At 41.2% G+C, this 13,021-nt stretch carries 19 protein-coding genes; 16 read left to right on the forward strand and 3 right to left on the reverse strand.

All coding sequences use genetic code 11. The features are described from left to right. Nucleotides 1–167 precede the first annotated feature (167 nt). Nucleotides 168–791, reverse strand: a complete 624-nt coding sequence (locus I2D69_RS01335; RefSeq protein ID WP_148461261.1) for a helix-turn-helix transcriptional regulator — start codon at nt 789–791, stop codon at nt 168–170. Nucleotides 792–967: 176 nt separating this feature from the next. Here I2D69_RS01335 and I2D69_RS01340 point away from each other — a divergent pair, with 176 nt between their 5' ends. The 10 genes from I2D69_RS01340 (at nt 968) to I2D69_RS01385 (ending at nt 6,970) form a co-directional block, all read left to right on the forward strand. Next, nucleotides 968–1,159 carry a DUF6462 family protein gene (locus I2D69_RS01340; protein ID WP_148461262.1) on the forward strand — a complete coding sequence of 64 codons (192 nt, stop codon included), beginning with the start codon at nt 968–970 and terminating at the stop codon, nt 1,157–1,159. Nucleotides 1,160–1,174: 15 nt separating this feature from the next. After that, complete coding sequence (locus I2D69_RS01345; RefSeq protein WP_148461263.1) at nt 1,175–1,495, forward strand: hypothetical protein; 321 nt, start codon at nt 1,175–1,177, stop codon at nt 1,493–1,495. 89 nt (nt 1,496–1,584) lie between these two features. Beyond that, nucleotides 1,585–2,661 carry an AAA family ATPase gene (locus I2D69_RS01350; protein WP_195982653.1) on the forward strand — a complete coding sequence of 359 codons (1,077 nt, stop codon included), beginning with the start codon at nt 1,585–1,587 and terminating at the stop codon, nt 2,659–2,661. Nucleotides 2,662–2,735: 74 nt separating this feature from the next. Beyond that, complete coding sequence (locus I2D69_RS01355) at nt 2,736–3,164, forward strand: hypothetical protein (RefSeq protein WP_148461265.1); 429 nt, start codon at nt 2,736–2,738, stop codon at nt 3,162–3,164. Next, complete coding sequence (locus tag I2D69_RS01360; protein WP_148461266.1) at nt 3,139–3,564, forward strand: hypothetical protein; 426 nt, start codon at nt 3,139–3,141, stop codon at nt 3,562–3,564. The genes I2D69_RS01355 and I2D69_RS01360 overlap by 26 nt, the downstream gene beginning before the upstream one ends. Before the next feature lie 15 nt (nt 3,565–3,579). After that, nucleotides 3,580–3,861, forward strand: coding sequence for a hypothetical protein (locus I2D69_RS01365; protein ID WP_195379275.1), 282 nt, complete (start codon nt 3,580–3,582; stop codon nt 3,859–3,861). Between the two features lie 63 nt (nt 3,862–3,924). Then, complete coding sequence (locus tag I2D69_RS01370; RefSeq protein ID WP_148461268.1) at nt 3,925–4,806, forward strand: sigma-70 family RNA polymerase sigma factor; 882 nt, start codon at nt 3,925–3,927, stop codon at nt 4,804–4,806. A 345-nt stretch (nt 4,807–5,151) separates the two neighbouring features. After that, the gene (locus I2D69_RS01375) at nt 5,152–5,556 is read left to right on the forward strand and encodes a RusA family crossover junction endodeoxyribonuclease (protein ID WP_227198737.1); all 405 of its coding nucleotides are present in this window, start codon (nt 5,152–5,154) and stop codon (nt 5,554–5,556) included. A 323-nt stretch (nt 5,557–5,879) separates the two neighbouring features. Next, complete coding sequence (locus I2D69_RS01380; RefSeq protein WP_227198736.1) at nt 5,880–6,083, forward strand: antA/AntB antirepressor family protein; 204 nt, start codon at nt 5,880–5,882, stop codon at nt 6,081–6,083. Between the two features lie 230 nt (nt 6,084–6,313). Beyond that, a complete protein-coding gene (locus I2D69_RS01385) occupies nt 6,314–6,970 on the forward strand; it encodes a Rha family transcriptional regulator (protein ID WP_148461271.1) in 657 nt (218 codons plus the stop codon). Between the two features lie 164 nt (nt 6,971–7,134). Here the strand turns inward: I2D69_RS01385 and I2D69_RS01390 are convergent, their stop codons facing one another. Together I2D69_RS01390 and I2D69_RS01395 are read right to left on the reverse strand one after the other, a co-directional pair. Then, the gene (locus tag I2D69_RS01390; RefSeq protein ID WP_148461272.1) at nt 7,135–7,677 is read right to left on the reverse strand and encodes a Uma2 family endonuclease; all 543 of its coding nucleotides are present in this window, start codon (nt 7,675–7,677) and stop codon (nt 7,135–7,137) included. A 47-nt stretch (nt 7,678–7,724) separates the two neighbouring features. Next, nucleotides 7,725–7,958, reverse strand: a complete 234-nt coding sequence (locus I2D69_RS01395; protein WP_148461273.1) for a helix-turn-helix transcriptional regulator — start codon at nt 7,956–7,958, stop codon at nt 7,725–7,727. 297 nt (nt 7,959–8,255) lie between these two features. Between I2D69_RS01395 and I2D69_RS01400 the strand changes: the two genes are divergently transcribed. From I2D69_RS01400 to I2D69_RS01425, 6 genes are all read left to right on the forward strand, one after another. Next, complete coding sequence (locus tag I2D69_RS01400) at nt 8,256–8,579, forward strand: hypothetical protein (RefSeq protein ID WP_148461274.1); 324 nt, start codon at nt 8,256–8,258, stop codon at nt 8,577–8,579. Beyond that, nucleotides 8,576–8,785 carry a hypothetical protein gene (locus tag I2D69_RS01405; RefSeq protein WP_195379276.1) on the forward strand — a complete coding sequence of 70 codons (210 nt, stop codon included), beginning with the start codon at nt 8,576–8,578 and terminating at the stop codon, nt 8,783–8,785. The genes I2D69_RS01400 and I2D69_RS01405 overlap by 4 nt, the downstream gene beginning before the upstream one ends. Before the next feature lie 193 nt (nt 8,786–8,978). After that, nucleotides 8,979–9,146, forward strand: coding sequence for a hypothetical protein (locus tag I2D69_RS01410; protein ID WP_178090563.1), 168 nt, complete (start codon nt 8,979–8,981; stop codon nt 9,144–9,146). Further along, nucleotides 9,143–9,331 (forward strand): hypothetical protein, encoded by a 189-nt coding sequence (locus I2D69_RS01415; RefSeq protein ID WP_148461276.1) that lies wholly within the window; start codon nt 9,143–9,145, stop codon nt 9,329–9,331. The genes I2D69_RS01410 and I2D69_RS01415 overlap by 4 nt, the downstream gene beginning before the upstream one ends. A gap of 295 nt (nt 9,332–9,626) precedes the next feature. Continuing rightward, nucleotides 9,627–10,802 (forward strand): site-specific integrase, encoded by a 1,176-nt coding sequence (locus tag I2D69_RS01420; RefSeq protein WP_227198724.1) that lies wholly within the window; start codon nt 9,627–9,629, stop codon nt 10,800–10,802. A gap of 569 nt (nt 10,803–11,371) precedes the next feature. After that, nucleotides 11,372–12,961, forward strand: a complete 1,590-nt coding sequence (locus tag I2D69_RS01425) for a glycoside hydrolase family 43 protein (protein ID WP_195379277.1) — start codon at nt 11,372–11,374, stop codon at nt 12,959–12,961. Nucleotides 12,962–13,021: the final 60 nt, after the last annotated feature.

Genomic DNA, 13,021 nt, shown 5'->3' on the forward strand with positions numbered 1-13,021 from the left:
GCTTAAGACCTTATTTTTCTGGGCTTTTCAACGGGCATGAGTATAGCATATTTAGGAGAGAAATGCAAGGGGAAATGTGGTCGTACCCACAATTTACCCACAATGGAATTTTAATAATCAAAAAGTTGCTTTAATGCTGCCAATTGGAGAGGATAATTGGCATTTAATTATTCAAAAGGTTGGATAAGACTTAGGGAACTAACTACCGCGTCATATTGGCTACATAATTCATTTCGGTGCAGATCTCGATATGCACTAAAAAAGTCTTCCCATGAATTATCATCTTTTAATATAGGATTGTTAAAATCGCGCAGGATTTTTTCTTTCCATGCCTGGTATATTGTACTGTCAATGGTTCCATCCAGATAGAGAGCACGAGTCTTTTTCCAAGCTGTTAAAAACGTATTTAAAACAGAATCTGTAAATAAAATTGCAAGGCGAGCTGTTTCTGTGCAGGGATCGGTTTCGTTACAAGCATCAAACCACAAAGAAACTGAGCCATCATCTAACGCAAATAATCTTTTTATATAATCTGAATAGGTTTTTGCTGCAGGTTCTTCATTTCCTGCAGTAGAATCATCTCTTAAGCCAAAGAGCCAGTCAATAGAACAATCACATGTTTCTGCCATTTTTATAAGCGTCGGTGTTGGTGGCACTTTGGAACCATTCTCGTAGGCTGAAATTGAAGCCATTGTACATCCTACCTTTTCTCCAAATTCTTTTTGGGTAGAACCATCTCTTTTTCTCAATTCTCTTAAACGCTCGGGAATAAAATTTATTTTTTTCGTCATAATATTGAGCCTCCATAAAATTATTTTAACGTTATCTTTGTTTATTACATATTATCACTGTACATGTAAAAAATCAATAGAAATTAACAATAAAAACCTGTATTGACAAAATATATATTACAGTTCATAATATCAATATAAATTAATAAATATCAACGATAAAAGGAGAGGACAACATGAGAGAAGCGAGAAAAGAGATGCCAGAAATTAAAACTGGAAAGATTGAACAAGCGTGTGCAAGGTACGGATTAGGACGGAATACCATGCGTAAGGTAGCAGGTGAAGCCGGTGCAGAAATTAAGATTGGTAAATGTTATCTGATCAATTTTTCAAAAGTAGATGCTTACATGGACAGCCTGGCAAACTAAAAATGGTATCGCGAAATGACAGTACAAGAAGAAGTAAACGCGGTTGTGAAAGCTGCAAAAGAGTATCGGTGGGGATCAGAACTTTATGAGCGGATGAGAAACCTAATCATTCGGGCAAATGTGAATATATTTAATATTCTCAGAAATAACCTGCTGCCAGAGGAATATGAGCAATTAGATCTGGAATATTGCGAGTATTTCCGCCCAGGACAAAAAGAGCTGAGCGAATGGGTAAGATCAGAAAGAAAGAGAGGTGAGCATGAAGCGTGGAAGGAAAAAAGAAGACGGCTTCTGGAACAGAAAAAGAAGCTGCTCTTGCGGAGCTTGACAGAGTAGAAAGGGAACTGGCAGAGCTTGGCCCGGATCCAGCTCTGGAGGCAGACAAGAAAAGTAATGCAGTCCTGGATAAGGGAAAAACCAGACCATTGAAAGAAGTTAAGTATCCTGTAGCAGTGAGTGCAAGTGAATTAAAAAAGATGGAAATACCACAAATTGTGTGGATTGTGGATAGGCTTCTTCCAGTTGGCGTTTCAATGATTGGTGCACCTAGTAAGTATTTTAAGAGTTATATGGCTCTGGGACTGTGCCTGGCTGTATGTACAGGTGAAAAGTTCTTAAGTTTTCAGTGTAACAAATACGCCTGTCTGTATCTGGATCTGGAAAGTACAAAGCGTAGACCAAAGAGCCGGTTAAAACAAATTATCCCAAACGGTGACTGGCCTGAGAATTTTTACATATTGACTGCAGAAGATGAAGTAAGCAAGATCAATGAAGGATTTACAGAACAGATTGAACATCAGTTAAATCAGCATCCAGATATCAAACTTATTATTGTAGATGTATTCCAGATGATTCGACAACCTGCTAAAAGAAACCAATCGGGGTATGATCGAGATTATGACGATTTTAAGGTTTTGAAAAGAATTGCAGATAGTCATGAAATTGCATTACTACTCATTCATCACACAAGAAAGATGAAAGATCCAGGGGATGTTTTTAATGAATTGTCAGGATCTGTTGGAGTTATGGGAGCATTAGACTGTGCGTGGATTATCACGAAAGAAGATCGGTATTCTGATGAGGGTACTTTGAATGTTACAGGACGTGATATGGAAAGTCAGAAGCTGAAGATACGTTTTAATAAATGTACATTTCAGTGGGAGTATGTTGGCACAGAGGAAGATGTAAATAAACAGAGAAGAATAGCCTGGTTTGCTCAGAATCCTATTAGAGAAACTATCCAGAAATTGGTGCAGCAAGGGAATGGATATTGGGAAGGTACTGCAGATGATATAAAAACAGCTAGTAAATATTTATCTTGGGAGATTAATGAAGATGTACGAAAAATAGGAAAATTTATTAGAGAGTTTGATGATTTATTTCAGGGGATTGATGGGATAAATGCAGTGCCCGGAAATTCAAAAACAAGAAGGTGGAAATTTAATGCTACTGATGATACTAATAATACTAATAATACCAATGCTACTAATGCTACTGAGTAATATAGGGAGCGATAGGTAGCGTTGTAGCATGGTAGCATGTGTTTTTTTACACAGGCAAAATCAGGTAGTGGAAAATGAAAGATTATTTCAAATATTGTAATGCTTTTGTCATTTTAACAAGAGAAGGAGTGGTTTTAACCTCTGATGATACAAGAATTACCCCAGAAGAGGACAGATATTTGCAGAATTTAAACAGAAGATTAAGTGAAAGAAAGTATAAGCGAGGAAAAGGTAGCATGACATTGGATATTAAAGCTTTAAGAGAACAGCTAAATAAAACCAGGCGTGATATTGATCGGAATGTTTATCTTATAAAATCGGCTGAAGCTAAGATGTTGAGAGTGGATCCGGGTGGCGGTGAATTTTACGATCTGATTGATACAGTAGAAAATGTCAAGAGTGAAATTGAAAAGTTGAAATGTAGTGAAGTACAGTTGATGAAAAAAGCATGGGACTTAGAGCAAAAGGAGCGGTCTGATGAAAGAACAGCAAATATGGATTAAGACAATGGATTCGGCAGCAGAGGTTGGAAACCTTATTCTTGCACTGTTTGAAGAGGATGAGGATTATAGCGGAGAAATGCGTGTTCTGGTTGGAAAGCCAGAAAGTGGGGGATATGAAAAGCTGAGCCACATATATGACTTGTCAAGTATGGCTGTGAATGTTATGAAAGAGCATTATGGAGACAGAAATGTGGAAGTTATCACCAAAGAAAACGGCTATGGTCTGCTGCCAGATTATGAAAAGGGAAGTATGGAAGCGATAGAGGAACAGCTGAAGAATATTGATCATCATTTAGAATCTATCAGTGGTTCTTTGAAAAAGCTTTCTCGCTGTGTAACGGAAGCTCCGGAAAGAGATGTCTTTACTATTTGCGGAGCTGTTTCAACCTCGGAGTACTAGTGAGAAAGGAGAACAATGGTAGAAGAAGTTTTGAAAACAGGTCAGCGCAATGCTCTTTCACCGGAATATCTGGCAAAGAGGTTGAACCTTGGAACAGTCAGGGCATTGCAGAAACAGGTAGAGAAAGAACGCTGGGAAGGTGCTGTTATTCTTTCTACGTCCATTCCTCCGGGCGGTTACTATCTGCCAGAGAATGAAAGAGAGGTAAGGCAGTTTATCAGAACCTTGGAGAACAGAGCTGATAATACCCTGGGAGCACTGAAAAGTGCCAGGGCATATCTGGAAAAAGCAAAATAGCCCACTGCACAAGGCAGCAGGCAACCGGATTGTATGCAGTTATTGTAAAGGGGGTGTTGCCTTGTGTCAAGCCAGAAGATGAGCAATAAGCAGCTTGTGTTGAGAATCAAAGCCGGTGAGAACGTTGCTGATAATATGCTGCAGCTCTGGCAGCAGAACCAAGGATTTATCAGATCTATTGCAAAGAAATATGCAGCTTATGAGGAAATTGAGGATTTGATCCAGCAGGGATATTTTGGAATGTGCAATGCAGTAAATGGGTATGATCCAGAAAACGGTGTTTCTTTTCTGCACTATGCTTCTTTCTGGATCCGGCAGAGTATACATGGCTACATAGAAGATTGCGGAAAAATTGTGAGATTGCCAAGACATTTCCGGGGGAAGTTGACGAAATACAAGCAATTCACTGCTGCCATGTATGCGGAGCTTAACCGGAGACCGACTGATCAGGAACTCTGCTATTATCTGGATGTCGGATATGAGAAGCTGGAAGAACTGAAGCGGGCAGCAGTCTTGGATAAAATGGGGAGTCTTGATGTACCAGTAGGAGAAAACGAAGAAAGTACTCTGTGTGACGTCGTAGCGTGTCCAGATTGCTCCGAAAATGAAATCCTGGATAAAATACAGGCTGAACAGTTAAAAACGGTTATTTGGACTATTGTGGATGATTTGCCGGGAATAGCTCCGGAAGTTCTCAGGGCAAGATTCCAGGAAGATCTGACACTGAAAGAAACTGCTGCAAGGGTAGGGACCACAGTAGAAGCAGTCAGGCAATGGCAGAGCAAGGGACTTAGAGAACTGCGGAAACCTTCCATGAGCAATGAACTCAAACCCTTTATCTGGGATGATTATGTATACAATCAAGCTCTTCGTGGTAATGGTGCAGAGCACTTCAATCGGACTTGGACAAGCAGTACGGAAAGGATTGCCCTGGAAGAATGGTAGGATGGAAATTCCAAAACGAAACGAATCTTTCCTATACGCGCGTAGAATGTCAAGTTTTCTCAGGTTTTTGCTGTAATGTCCATGGGTTTTAAAACGACGAAACAACACGAATCAGGCTGCTTAAAAACAAACACGAATACCTTATAAAACCAACGAATCTGTGGCATGTAAAGGGCGGAATGTTCCGTAAATACTGGCTGGAACGCTCCATAAAAAAGCGAGCGTTCGGAAAAGAAAAACGAACGTTCGGGAAGAAATTGCATTGCAGCGTTGCAAAAGACAAATGCAACGCTGCGATTTCGGGATGTTAAGAAATGTTAAGGTTTTGCGGAGGTTATTCCGGGAATACTCAAGAAAACTCCAGTTTTTAACGCAGTAGTTACTGAAGCTGCCGGGGAGCAGCGTTTTCTCAATGAAGCATATATCAAAGTGCGGATCCAGGCTTTTTATGAGGTCCCCAAGAGCTGTTCCAAGGTAAGAAGGACGGCTATGTTAAACGGGGAACTCCTTCCGGCAAAGAAACCGGATATTGACAACATCGTAAAAGCTGTTCTGGATGCCCTTAATGAGGTGGCATACCGGGATGATACACAGGTCGTGGAGCTGCAGGTAAGAAAGCAGTACAGCGAAAGACCAAGACTGGAGATCTGCAATGAACGGCTGGAAGAGTTTTTATCCTTTGAAAAAGGGAAGGACCAAGAAGGCAGAAGCAAAGAATATTTTGCTTATCAGATGTTTGCAGGGCATTAGAAATAGCAAATGTAGGAAATGTAAAACAGTGGTTATCTGAAATGGGTATCCGTACTGTGGAGCCCCTTTTGACCGAACAAATCGTTATATCCGGTCGAAAACGAGGGGGGATATTTATCAATGAATCGAGGCTTTGCAGCCTTATTCTATCCAGTTGGACGCTGATAAACTTAGCGACAAAACAGCGTCGAGTTTAGGAAAGCGCGGTTGTTGGCTTATCAATGAATCTGGTCTTTACAGCCTTGTATTGTCCCGTAAGCTTGTATCTGCAGAGCAATTACAATACATGGTAATGAGGATGACAAACTTAATAACGATTTGTTATCGAATTTGTAGACTGGTTTCCTAGAATGGCAGAATATGGTTTTGAAGCAGAAAAAGACTTTTGCTCAAAAATGAGCGAAAGTACAGGAGGTAGACCGGTTGCGGATTATGAGATCTCCGTAGACGTGATGAGACATATTTATCTTATAGGAGGAACCGGCGCAGTTAGGAGAAGCCAAAATTGGATTGAGCTCAAAAAATAAGTTTGCCAATAAAATAGTTTGGCAGAATAAGAAAGGCGCTGGCAATTTTTCCTTGGGGTGGAACTAAGAAGAAGCAGCTCAACGCAAAATTGCGTTCACCGCTCAGAGGCATCTGATCAGAAGGAACAAATGGTGGAATCCATTGTCAACAGAGTACCGGTGCAATATTGCTCAAAATTAAGCGGCGATTCTATTGCTGAAAACTCAGCAGTGCAGAAGGGAGAAAATGAATGAACGAACTTGTTTATTTGAAAAATGATGAAGCGGTATGTGATAGTCTACAGGTGGCGGAGAAATTTGAAATGCGACATGATAATGTGCTACGTGCTATTGATAATTTGCAGAAATCGCTCCTCAATTTTGAGGAACCCTCAAAGATGTTTATTGCCAGCAAAAGAAAGGCAGATGATGGACAGTATCATAGAATGTATCTGATGAATCGGGACGGTTTTTCCCTGCTGGTAATGGGATTTACTGGTAAAGATGCCCTTGCATGGAAATTGCAGTATATAAAAGCATTTAACCAGATGGAAAAACTTATCCGGGAAAAGGGGACTGCTGCCTACAGGATCTCTGATCAGGAAGAGAGGATGACCAGGAGGACAGAAACAGATGCTATCAAGGAATTTGTGGAGTATGCCAGAGCGCAGGGAAGTATTCATGCAGATCATTATTACAGCAACTGTACCAGGCTTGCATATAAGATTGTGGGGATCACAGATAAGGGAACTGCGGCCGGATCTCAGCTGGATGATTTGTCCCTGGTGGAGCATCTGATTGCGCATACTTTGAGAACCGGTATGGCAGCAGGACGGGGCTACAAGGATATTTACCTGGACTGCAAACACCGGCTGGAATCCATGAAATATCTGCAGTGTACAGCGTGATAGGTGGGAAATCATTGGTGTGAAAGCATAAAACCGGGGCAAAAACGGATGAAAACCATGTGAGGGTAGAATTTAGGGTAAGACAAAAAGAGCAGAAAAAAGCCGCTTGTTATATTGGCAACAAACGGCTAGGGGATAGAATCCTGAAATGGAAATCCACTATTTTAAAAATTGAGTTGATTGAAATCAATATACAGGTCTTCATAAATACCTACTTTGATCGTGTCAGCAAAGGTGTATTGTTCGGAATCGCTGGTATCGAAGTTGTAGACAATGACAAAGTTCTTGAGTGGATCCACAATCCAATATTCACGAACACCTGCGGTCCGGTATTTGAATAGCTTGGTGAAATAATCCATTCGCCTGCTGCCGGGGGAGACAATTTCAACGATCCAGTCCGGGGCACCAGTACAGCCCTTATCGTTGAGCTTGTTTGGGTCACAGATCACGGAGATATCCGGCTCTACATAGTTTTTATCATTCTCGCTTAGAAATACGGCAAATGGAGAGACATAGATTTTGCAGGAACCTCTCTTGGAATCAATGTAATCTGCAATCTTCCGATACAGTGCGCCAACGATATCTTGGTGTTTTCTGGTAGGTGGTGCCATGTAGTAGATCTGACCGTCAATCAGTTCTGCCCTGGTTCCTTCTGGTAAAGCATAAATATCTTCGATAGTGTAATCTTCTCGTTGTGGTAATGGCATAGTAACACATCCTTTCTTGGAAAACATTAATAAGTTTCAAGTAAGTGTTATGGTTGTGGTGGTGTTGCTTGTTGGAAGTCAATAACTAAATCATAGCCCATTGCAGAGAGGACTTTTTGAGCATCTTCGAATCCAAAGTTTTTCTTGTTTAGTAGTTTGGTAAGTCCTTGGGGCTTTATGTTTAACTGTTCAGCAATTTCCCTTTGTGATATTTGTTTTTCAAGCATGAGCTTTTTTATCTCAATAACGATTTGTTCATTATCTTTGTAATGTATGGACATATTGCACCTCCTTTTTACTAAAGTATAATAAAAATAAGGTTATAAGTCAATCTAAAAAGATGAAAAATAATACAAAATATATTACAAAATGGTTGACAAGTAACCCAAAACGGGTTATACTATAATCAGTTCAAGGGAACAGTACAACAGCGAAGGGTGAAAACGAAGTAGCGGAAGTACACCGGAGACACCAACATAATACCGGGCAAGGGTAAGCAAAGGAACAAAAGTTGCCGAGATTGGTTTAAGACCTGCCGGAGCTGATCGGGATTCCTAGAAGAGAAAGGAGATGCATACATGAGATATAATTTATCAAAAATCATGTTGAAAGCCTGGAAGGTTTACCGCAAGACAAAGGGTATCAGTTTTGCTGAAGCCCTTCACAGAGCATGGTTATCCGCCAAGGCCGAGAAAGTCAATACCAAGCGTATTGAACAGAGCAAGGCTGCTGCAGGTATTACAGAAGAAATCAACACCTACACCGGATGGAAGCAATTAGGCTATGAGGTTCTTCATGGATCCAAGGCATTATTTAACTGCTGCCTGATCTGGGGGAGCAGGGGAGATGGTGCTACCTATAAGGCGAGCTTTTTCGGGGAATCCCAGGTACAACCGATATGACAGCAGAAGAGGTTTTGAAATACATTCAGCTGGTAAGCAGAAAATCTTTTATTATTTGTCATAGCGGTAATGACTGGAAACCAGAATATGAGATTGAAATGAAGCAGATTGATCAAGAACTTGCTTTACTTCGTCCCTTGGTGGATGCAGAGCATGCTAAAAGAAAGGAGTTTGAGAGATGTTCACAGCAACAGAAGCAGTATTAATTTTCTTTTCTGGTGTGATGTGTACCATTTTATTTCAGATCACACATGATGGAAAAGAATTATAAAAAAGTGCCCTTGTCAGCGCTACCAACACTGACAGGGGCGAGTAACCCGGCAACCACGAATTAACCAGATCTCTGTCATTATACAGGAATCTGGTCTTCGAAATCAAGAGAAAAAGAGGGTAAGACCATTGGAGAATTTAAAAAGTATTAAAAAAATTCTGTTTGATATGGATAACAATTTGACTGAAGCTGAATGCGCCATAGAGAAAGGCAAAGCCTTTAACGAATTATGGGAAAAGGAAGTAAAGAAGGTTCCGGAAGCAATTAAGGAAGCGTCAGGAGGGCAGGAGCAATGACAACGCAGATTACCCACCTGGCAGCAGAGTTTATTCTTGAATTGTCTAAGGCAACTCCGGAAGATTATCTGCAGTTAAAATTGATGATGTTGTCAGCTGTGCGGCATCCGCAGGTAGAAACTTTTCTGCAGAAGGTGTTTTCCCTGGCGGATGAGAAAAGACCGCAGCTGCTTGAAATGAAATAAAAATGTGATATCCGTTTTGCAAAAAAAAGAGAAATGATGGCCCAACCCAAAAGTGGGGGTCAGGTATCACTTCTCTCATTGGATAAATTTTACAATAATATCTGCAAAAGTGCAATACTTTCACGAAAACCGAAGTTGATACATATTTTCAGCAAATTGCGCCGGCGCAACTCCTGGAAATAGAATCCTGGAGCCGGTGCGGTACTGCTGCCGATTCCTGAAATGCTGCGCCAACAGTCTGATCGGGAACGACAGTGGGATAAAAAATACTTAGAGAACGTGGAGCAATACCCTGGTGAGTTACCAGATCACCAGGCAAGAGATCAATATTTTGTTAGGGGGTGATTTTGTGGCAGTAGATAAAAAAGGCAAGCAATTACCGCCTGGTATTCGTCAGAGAGCAAATGGACGCTATGAGGGCCGTGTTAAGGTTGAATATAGGAGCTATTCTGTATACGCGGATACCATTACAGAAACCAAAAAGAAAATGCGTGAGCTGAAGTATAAGCTGGATCATGGTCTTTTTGTTGAGAAAGAGAAAATCACTCTGGACGAATGGAATAAGACCTGGATGGTGCAATACAAGAAAAATCGCGTGAAGAACAGTACATATAACAGTTACCAGAAATACTATAAGGGTGCGATCAGTAAGCGCCTGGGAAAGAAAAATATTGTGGACATTCGTGGAGAGCATATCCAGAGTTTGTACAATGATCTCGTTAAAGAAGAATGGGCGCTTTCCAGTATCAAGGTAGTAGCGGCAGTTTTAAATGGATGTTTTCAGCAGGCATTGAAAAATGGGCTGATAGAGCGCAATCCGGTTAAACTGGCAGAGCTTCCAAGGCAGAAAGAGCGGAAGGAAAGACAGGCCATGACGAAAGAGCAACAGGCGCTGTTCATGGAATATGCCAAGGAGAGCTATTTATACAATTTCTTTGCAGTTATGCTTCGTACCGGTATGAGATCCGGAGAGTTGAAAGGCTTGAAGTATACGGATATTGATAAAAAGGAAAATGTGATTCATGTACAACGGACATTGAAGTATATTGAAGGTCAGGGATACCTGGAAGATACTCCGAAAACGAGAACATCTACAAGGGATATTCCATTAACAGAGGATATATTGGCACTTCTGGAGAACCAGAAAGGGTACTGGGGCTTTAAGGTGGAACGTCTGGACAGATATTTATTCTGCAATGAAGAGGGAAAGCCATTGAGCCGGGAGCGTGTGCAAGCAGAGATTGACCGAACAATTAAACGGATCCGGGCAGCAGGGCATGATTTTCCCCGGATAACTTCACATGTATTTCGGCATACATTTGCCACCAGAGCTATAGAAGCCGGAATGCAGCCGCAGGTTTTAAAAACGATCCTGGGACACAGCTCCCTGGCAATGACAATGGATTTATACAGTCATGTGTTACCAGATACTAAGGCAGAAGAAATGCAAAAGATCATAAGCATGTTTTGATAGAGGGCAGCTGAAAACGCTGCTCTTTTGTAGTTTTAGCGTACCCACTTTCGTACCCACAATGGCATAACACTTGGCAAATGAAGATAAAAAGAAAGTCCCAGAAAAACAGGCTTTCTGGGACTGTATGAACTATGATAAAAGCTGATAAATATATTTAATAAGAAGTTTTGTTTTACGAGTGGAAGGTCACGAACACTCGATTCATTTTCGCGCTGCAATGAGTCAAGCGGCCATGCTTGCATGGACATTTGACGAATGCCGCGGAGGCATATACCGGAAGGTATATGGCCTACGCCGGGAATCGGCGGAAAAGCCGCTTAAGACCTTATTTTTCTGGGCTTTTCAACGGGCATCAGTATAACATATAGAATTCCGGTTTTCAAGAGGTTATCCCCAAAATGTTCGGAGCATACCCACATTTTCCCATATTTGCAGTGCCGTTTATACAACTTTTCCTGTAATACAGCAAAAGTTTTTAGGGTTGTTATTCCTTCTGAATCATAGTAATCTATAGATATCTTATGAAGAGAACCGCATTTGTCGGTTTGCAGGTCAGGAGGAAAAATATGCCAGATATCAGAATACAAAAATACAAAAATCCCATTATTTCTGGTTACAATCCAGATCCGTCGATTTGCAGAGTCGGGGATGATTTTTATCTTGTAAATTCAACTTTTGAATTCTATCCCGGAGTGCCGGTTTACCACAGTAAGAATCTTGTGAACTGGGAACTGATCAATTACTGTCTGAGAGATAAAGAGCAGCTTTATCTGGACGGTGTTCGGCCGTCAGGCGGAATTTATGCGCCGATGCTCTGTTACCATAACGGTGAGTTTTTTATGACCACTACCAATGTGTCACATAAGGGACATTTGATTGTACATACCAGCGATATTTACGGGGAATGGTCAAAGCCGGTATGGATTGATCAGGGAGGGATTGATCCTACTTTGTTGTTTGATGGCGAAGATGTTTACTTCGCCTCTACTTCCAGAGATGAAGATGACAGAGATGGAATTTTTATGTGCAAAATCAATCCATATACAGGGGAAAAGTTGTCCGAAAGTGTTTGTATCAGCCATGGCTGCGGCGGAATCTGTCCGGAGGGATCACATATTTACAAGCTGAATGGAAAATATTATTTGCTTCTTGCAGAGGGAGGCACAGAATATGGACATATGGTTACCATGCAAAGAGCAGATTCTCCATTTGGACCGTATGAGGCGTGTCCCCATAATCCGATTCTCAGCCACAGGGATAATCCAGATGGTTCTATTGCCTGTACCGGACATGCAGATCTGGAAGTTGATCAGAATGGAAACTGGTGGCTGGTTTGTCTGGGAATCCGTCCCTCTTGTACTCCACAGCGAGGTCTGAAACTTCACCATCTTGGAAGAGAGACATTTTTAAGCCCTGTAATCTGGAATGAAGAGGGTTGGCCGGTTGTTGGAAATAATGGAAGAATAGCTTTGGAGATGGAGGGACCACTTCCAGGTAATCAGGTGCAGCCGATATGCCGGAATTTTACAGATAATTTTTCGGAAGAGAAATTCAGCCTGCATTATAACTGGGTTCGAACTCCGCATATGGAGAATTATGTGCGGGATACCGCTGCCGGACGGCTTATTTTGAAGGGAACAAGCGTAACTTTAAATGATATGGATACTCCGACCTGGGTTGGAATCAGGCAGAAGGAATTTGATGTTGAGGCAGATGTTGTGGTGAGTCTGAAAGAAAATTTTTCAGATTCCTGTCTGGTTTCCCAAGACAGCAACGTTAAAGATTTAAATAAAAGAGTGGGACTGGGGACATTCTACAATCAGTTTTATCATTATGAAATTTACTTAACCAGAGAGGACGGACAGTACAAGGTTTGTCTTTCCAGGCATATTCATGATATGTTTGCAAGAACAGCTGAGAAGGTAGTATCCTCTGGGGAAAATATTCATTTTCGTATTATCGGTAATCCTCTGGAATATGATTTCTGGTACAGCGAAGATGGAAAATACTATGAGAAGCTGGGAAGCGGCGCTACTGCAGGGCTGGCTACAGAAGGAACTATGTACATGAGTTTTACAGGAACTTATATCGGAATGTTCTCAGAAAATGCGGAAGGGCATTTTAGAAATTTTTCAGTGAAGATAAATAAAAATTAATTGCTGAATAATCGAGGTTAACGGAAATCCCTGCCGGGCAGGATCGCACTGCGGCGCAAA

This window comes from Ruminococcus sp. D54t1_190329_F1 (assembly GCF_015551645.1).
In the GTDB taxonomy this organism is placed as follows: Bacteria; Bacillota; Clostridia; order Lachnospirales; family Lachnospiraceae; genus Blautia_A; species Blautia_A faecis.

What these genes read in the sequence shown, in the direction of transcription:
- I2D69_RS01335 (WP_148461261.1), bottom strand. Translation starts at nt 791, where the DNA reads ATGACGAAAAAAATAAATTTTATTCCCGAGCGTTTAAGAGAATTGAGA.
- I2D69_RS01340 (WP_148461262.1), top strand. Translation starts at nt 968, where the DNA reads ATGAGAGAAGCGAGAAAAGAGATGCCAGAAATTAAAACTGGAAAGATT.
- I2D69_RS01345 (WP_148461263.1), top strand. Translation starts at nt 1,175, where the DNA reads ATGACAGTACAAGAAGAAGTAAACGCGGTTGTGAAAGCTGCAAAAGAG.
- I2D69_RS01355 (WP_148461265.1), top strand. Translation starts at nt 2,736, where the DNA reads ATGAAAGATTATTTCAAATATTGTAATGCTTTTGTCATTTTAACAAGA.
- I2D69_RS01360 (WP_148461266.1), top strand. Translation starts at nt 3,139, where the DNA reads ATGAAAGAACAGCAAATATGGATTAAGACAATGGATTCGGCAGCAGAG.
- I2D69_RS01365 (WP_195379275.1), top strand. Translation starts at nt 3,580, where the DNA reads ATGGTAGAAGAAGTTTTGAAAACAGGTCAGCGCAATGCTCTTTCACCG.
- I2D69_RS01385 (WP_148461271.1), top strand. Translation starts at nt 6,314, where the DNA reads ATGAACGAACTTGTTTATTTGAAAAATGATGAAGCGGTATGTGATAGT.
- I2D69_RS01390 (WP_148461272.1), bottom strand. Translation starts at nt 7,677, where the DNA reads ATGCCATTACCACAACGAGAAGATTACACTATCGAAGATATTTATGCT.
- I2D69_RS01395 (WP_148461273.1), bottom strand. Translation starts at nt 7,958, where the DNA reads ATGTCCATACATTACAAAGATAATGAACAAATCGTTATTGAGATAAAA.
- I2D69_RS01400 (WP_148461274.1), top strand. Translation starts at nt 8,256, where the DNA reads ATGAGATATAATTTATCAAAAATCATGTTGAAAGCCTGGAAGGTTTAC.
- I2D69_RS01405 (WP_195379276.1), top strand. Translation starts at nt 8,576, where the DNA reads ATGACAGCAGAAGAGGTTTTGAAATACATTCAGCTGGTAAGCAGAAAA.
- I2D69_RS01415 (WP_148461276.1), top strand. Translation starts at nt 9,143, where the DNA reads ATGACAACGCAGATTACCCACCTGGCAGCAGAGTTTATTCTTGAATTG.
- I2D69_RS01425 (WP_195379277.1), top strand. Translation starts at nt 11,372, where the DNA reads ATGCCAGATATCAGAATACAAAAATACAAAAATCCCATTATTTCTGGT.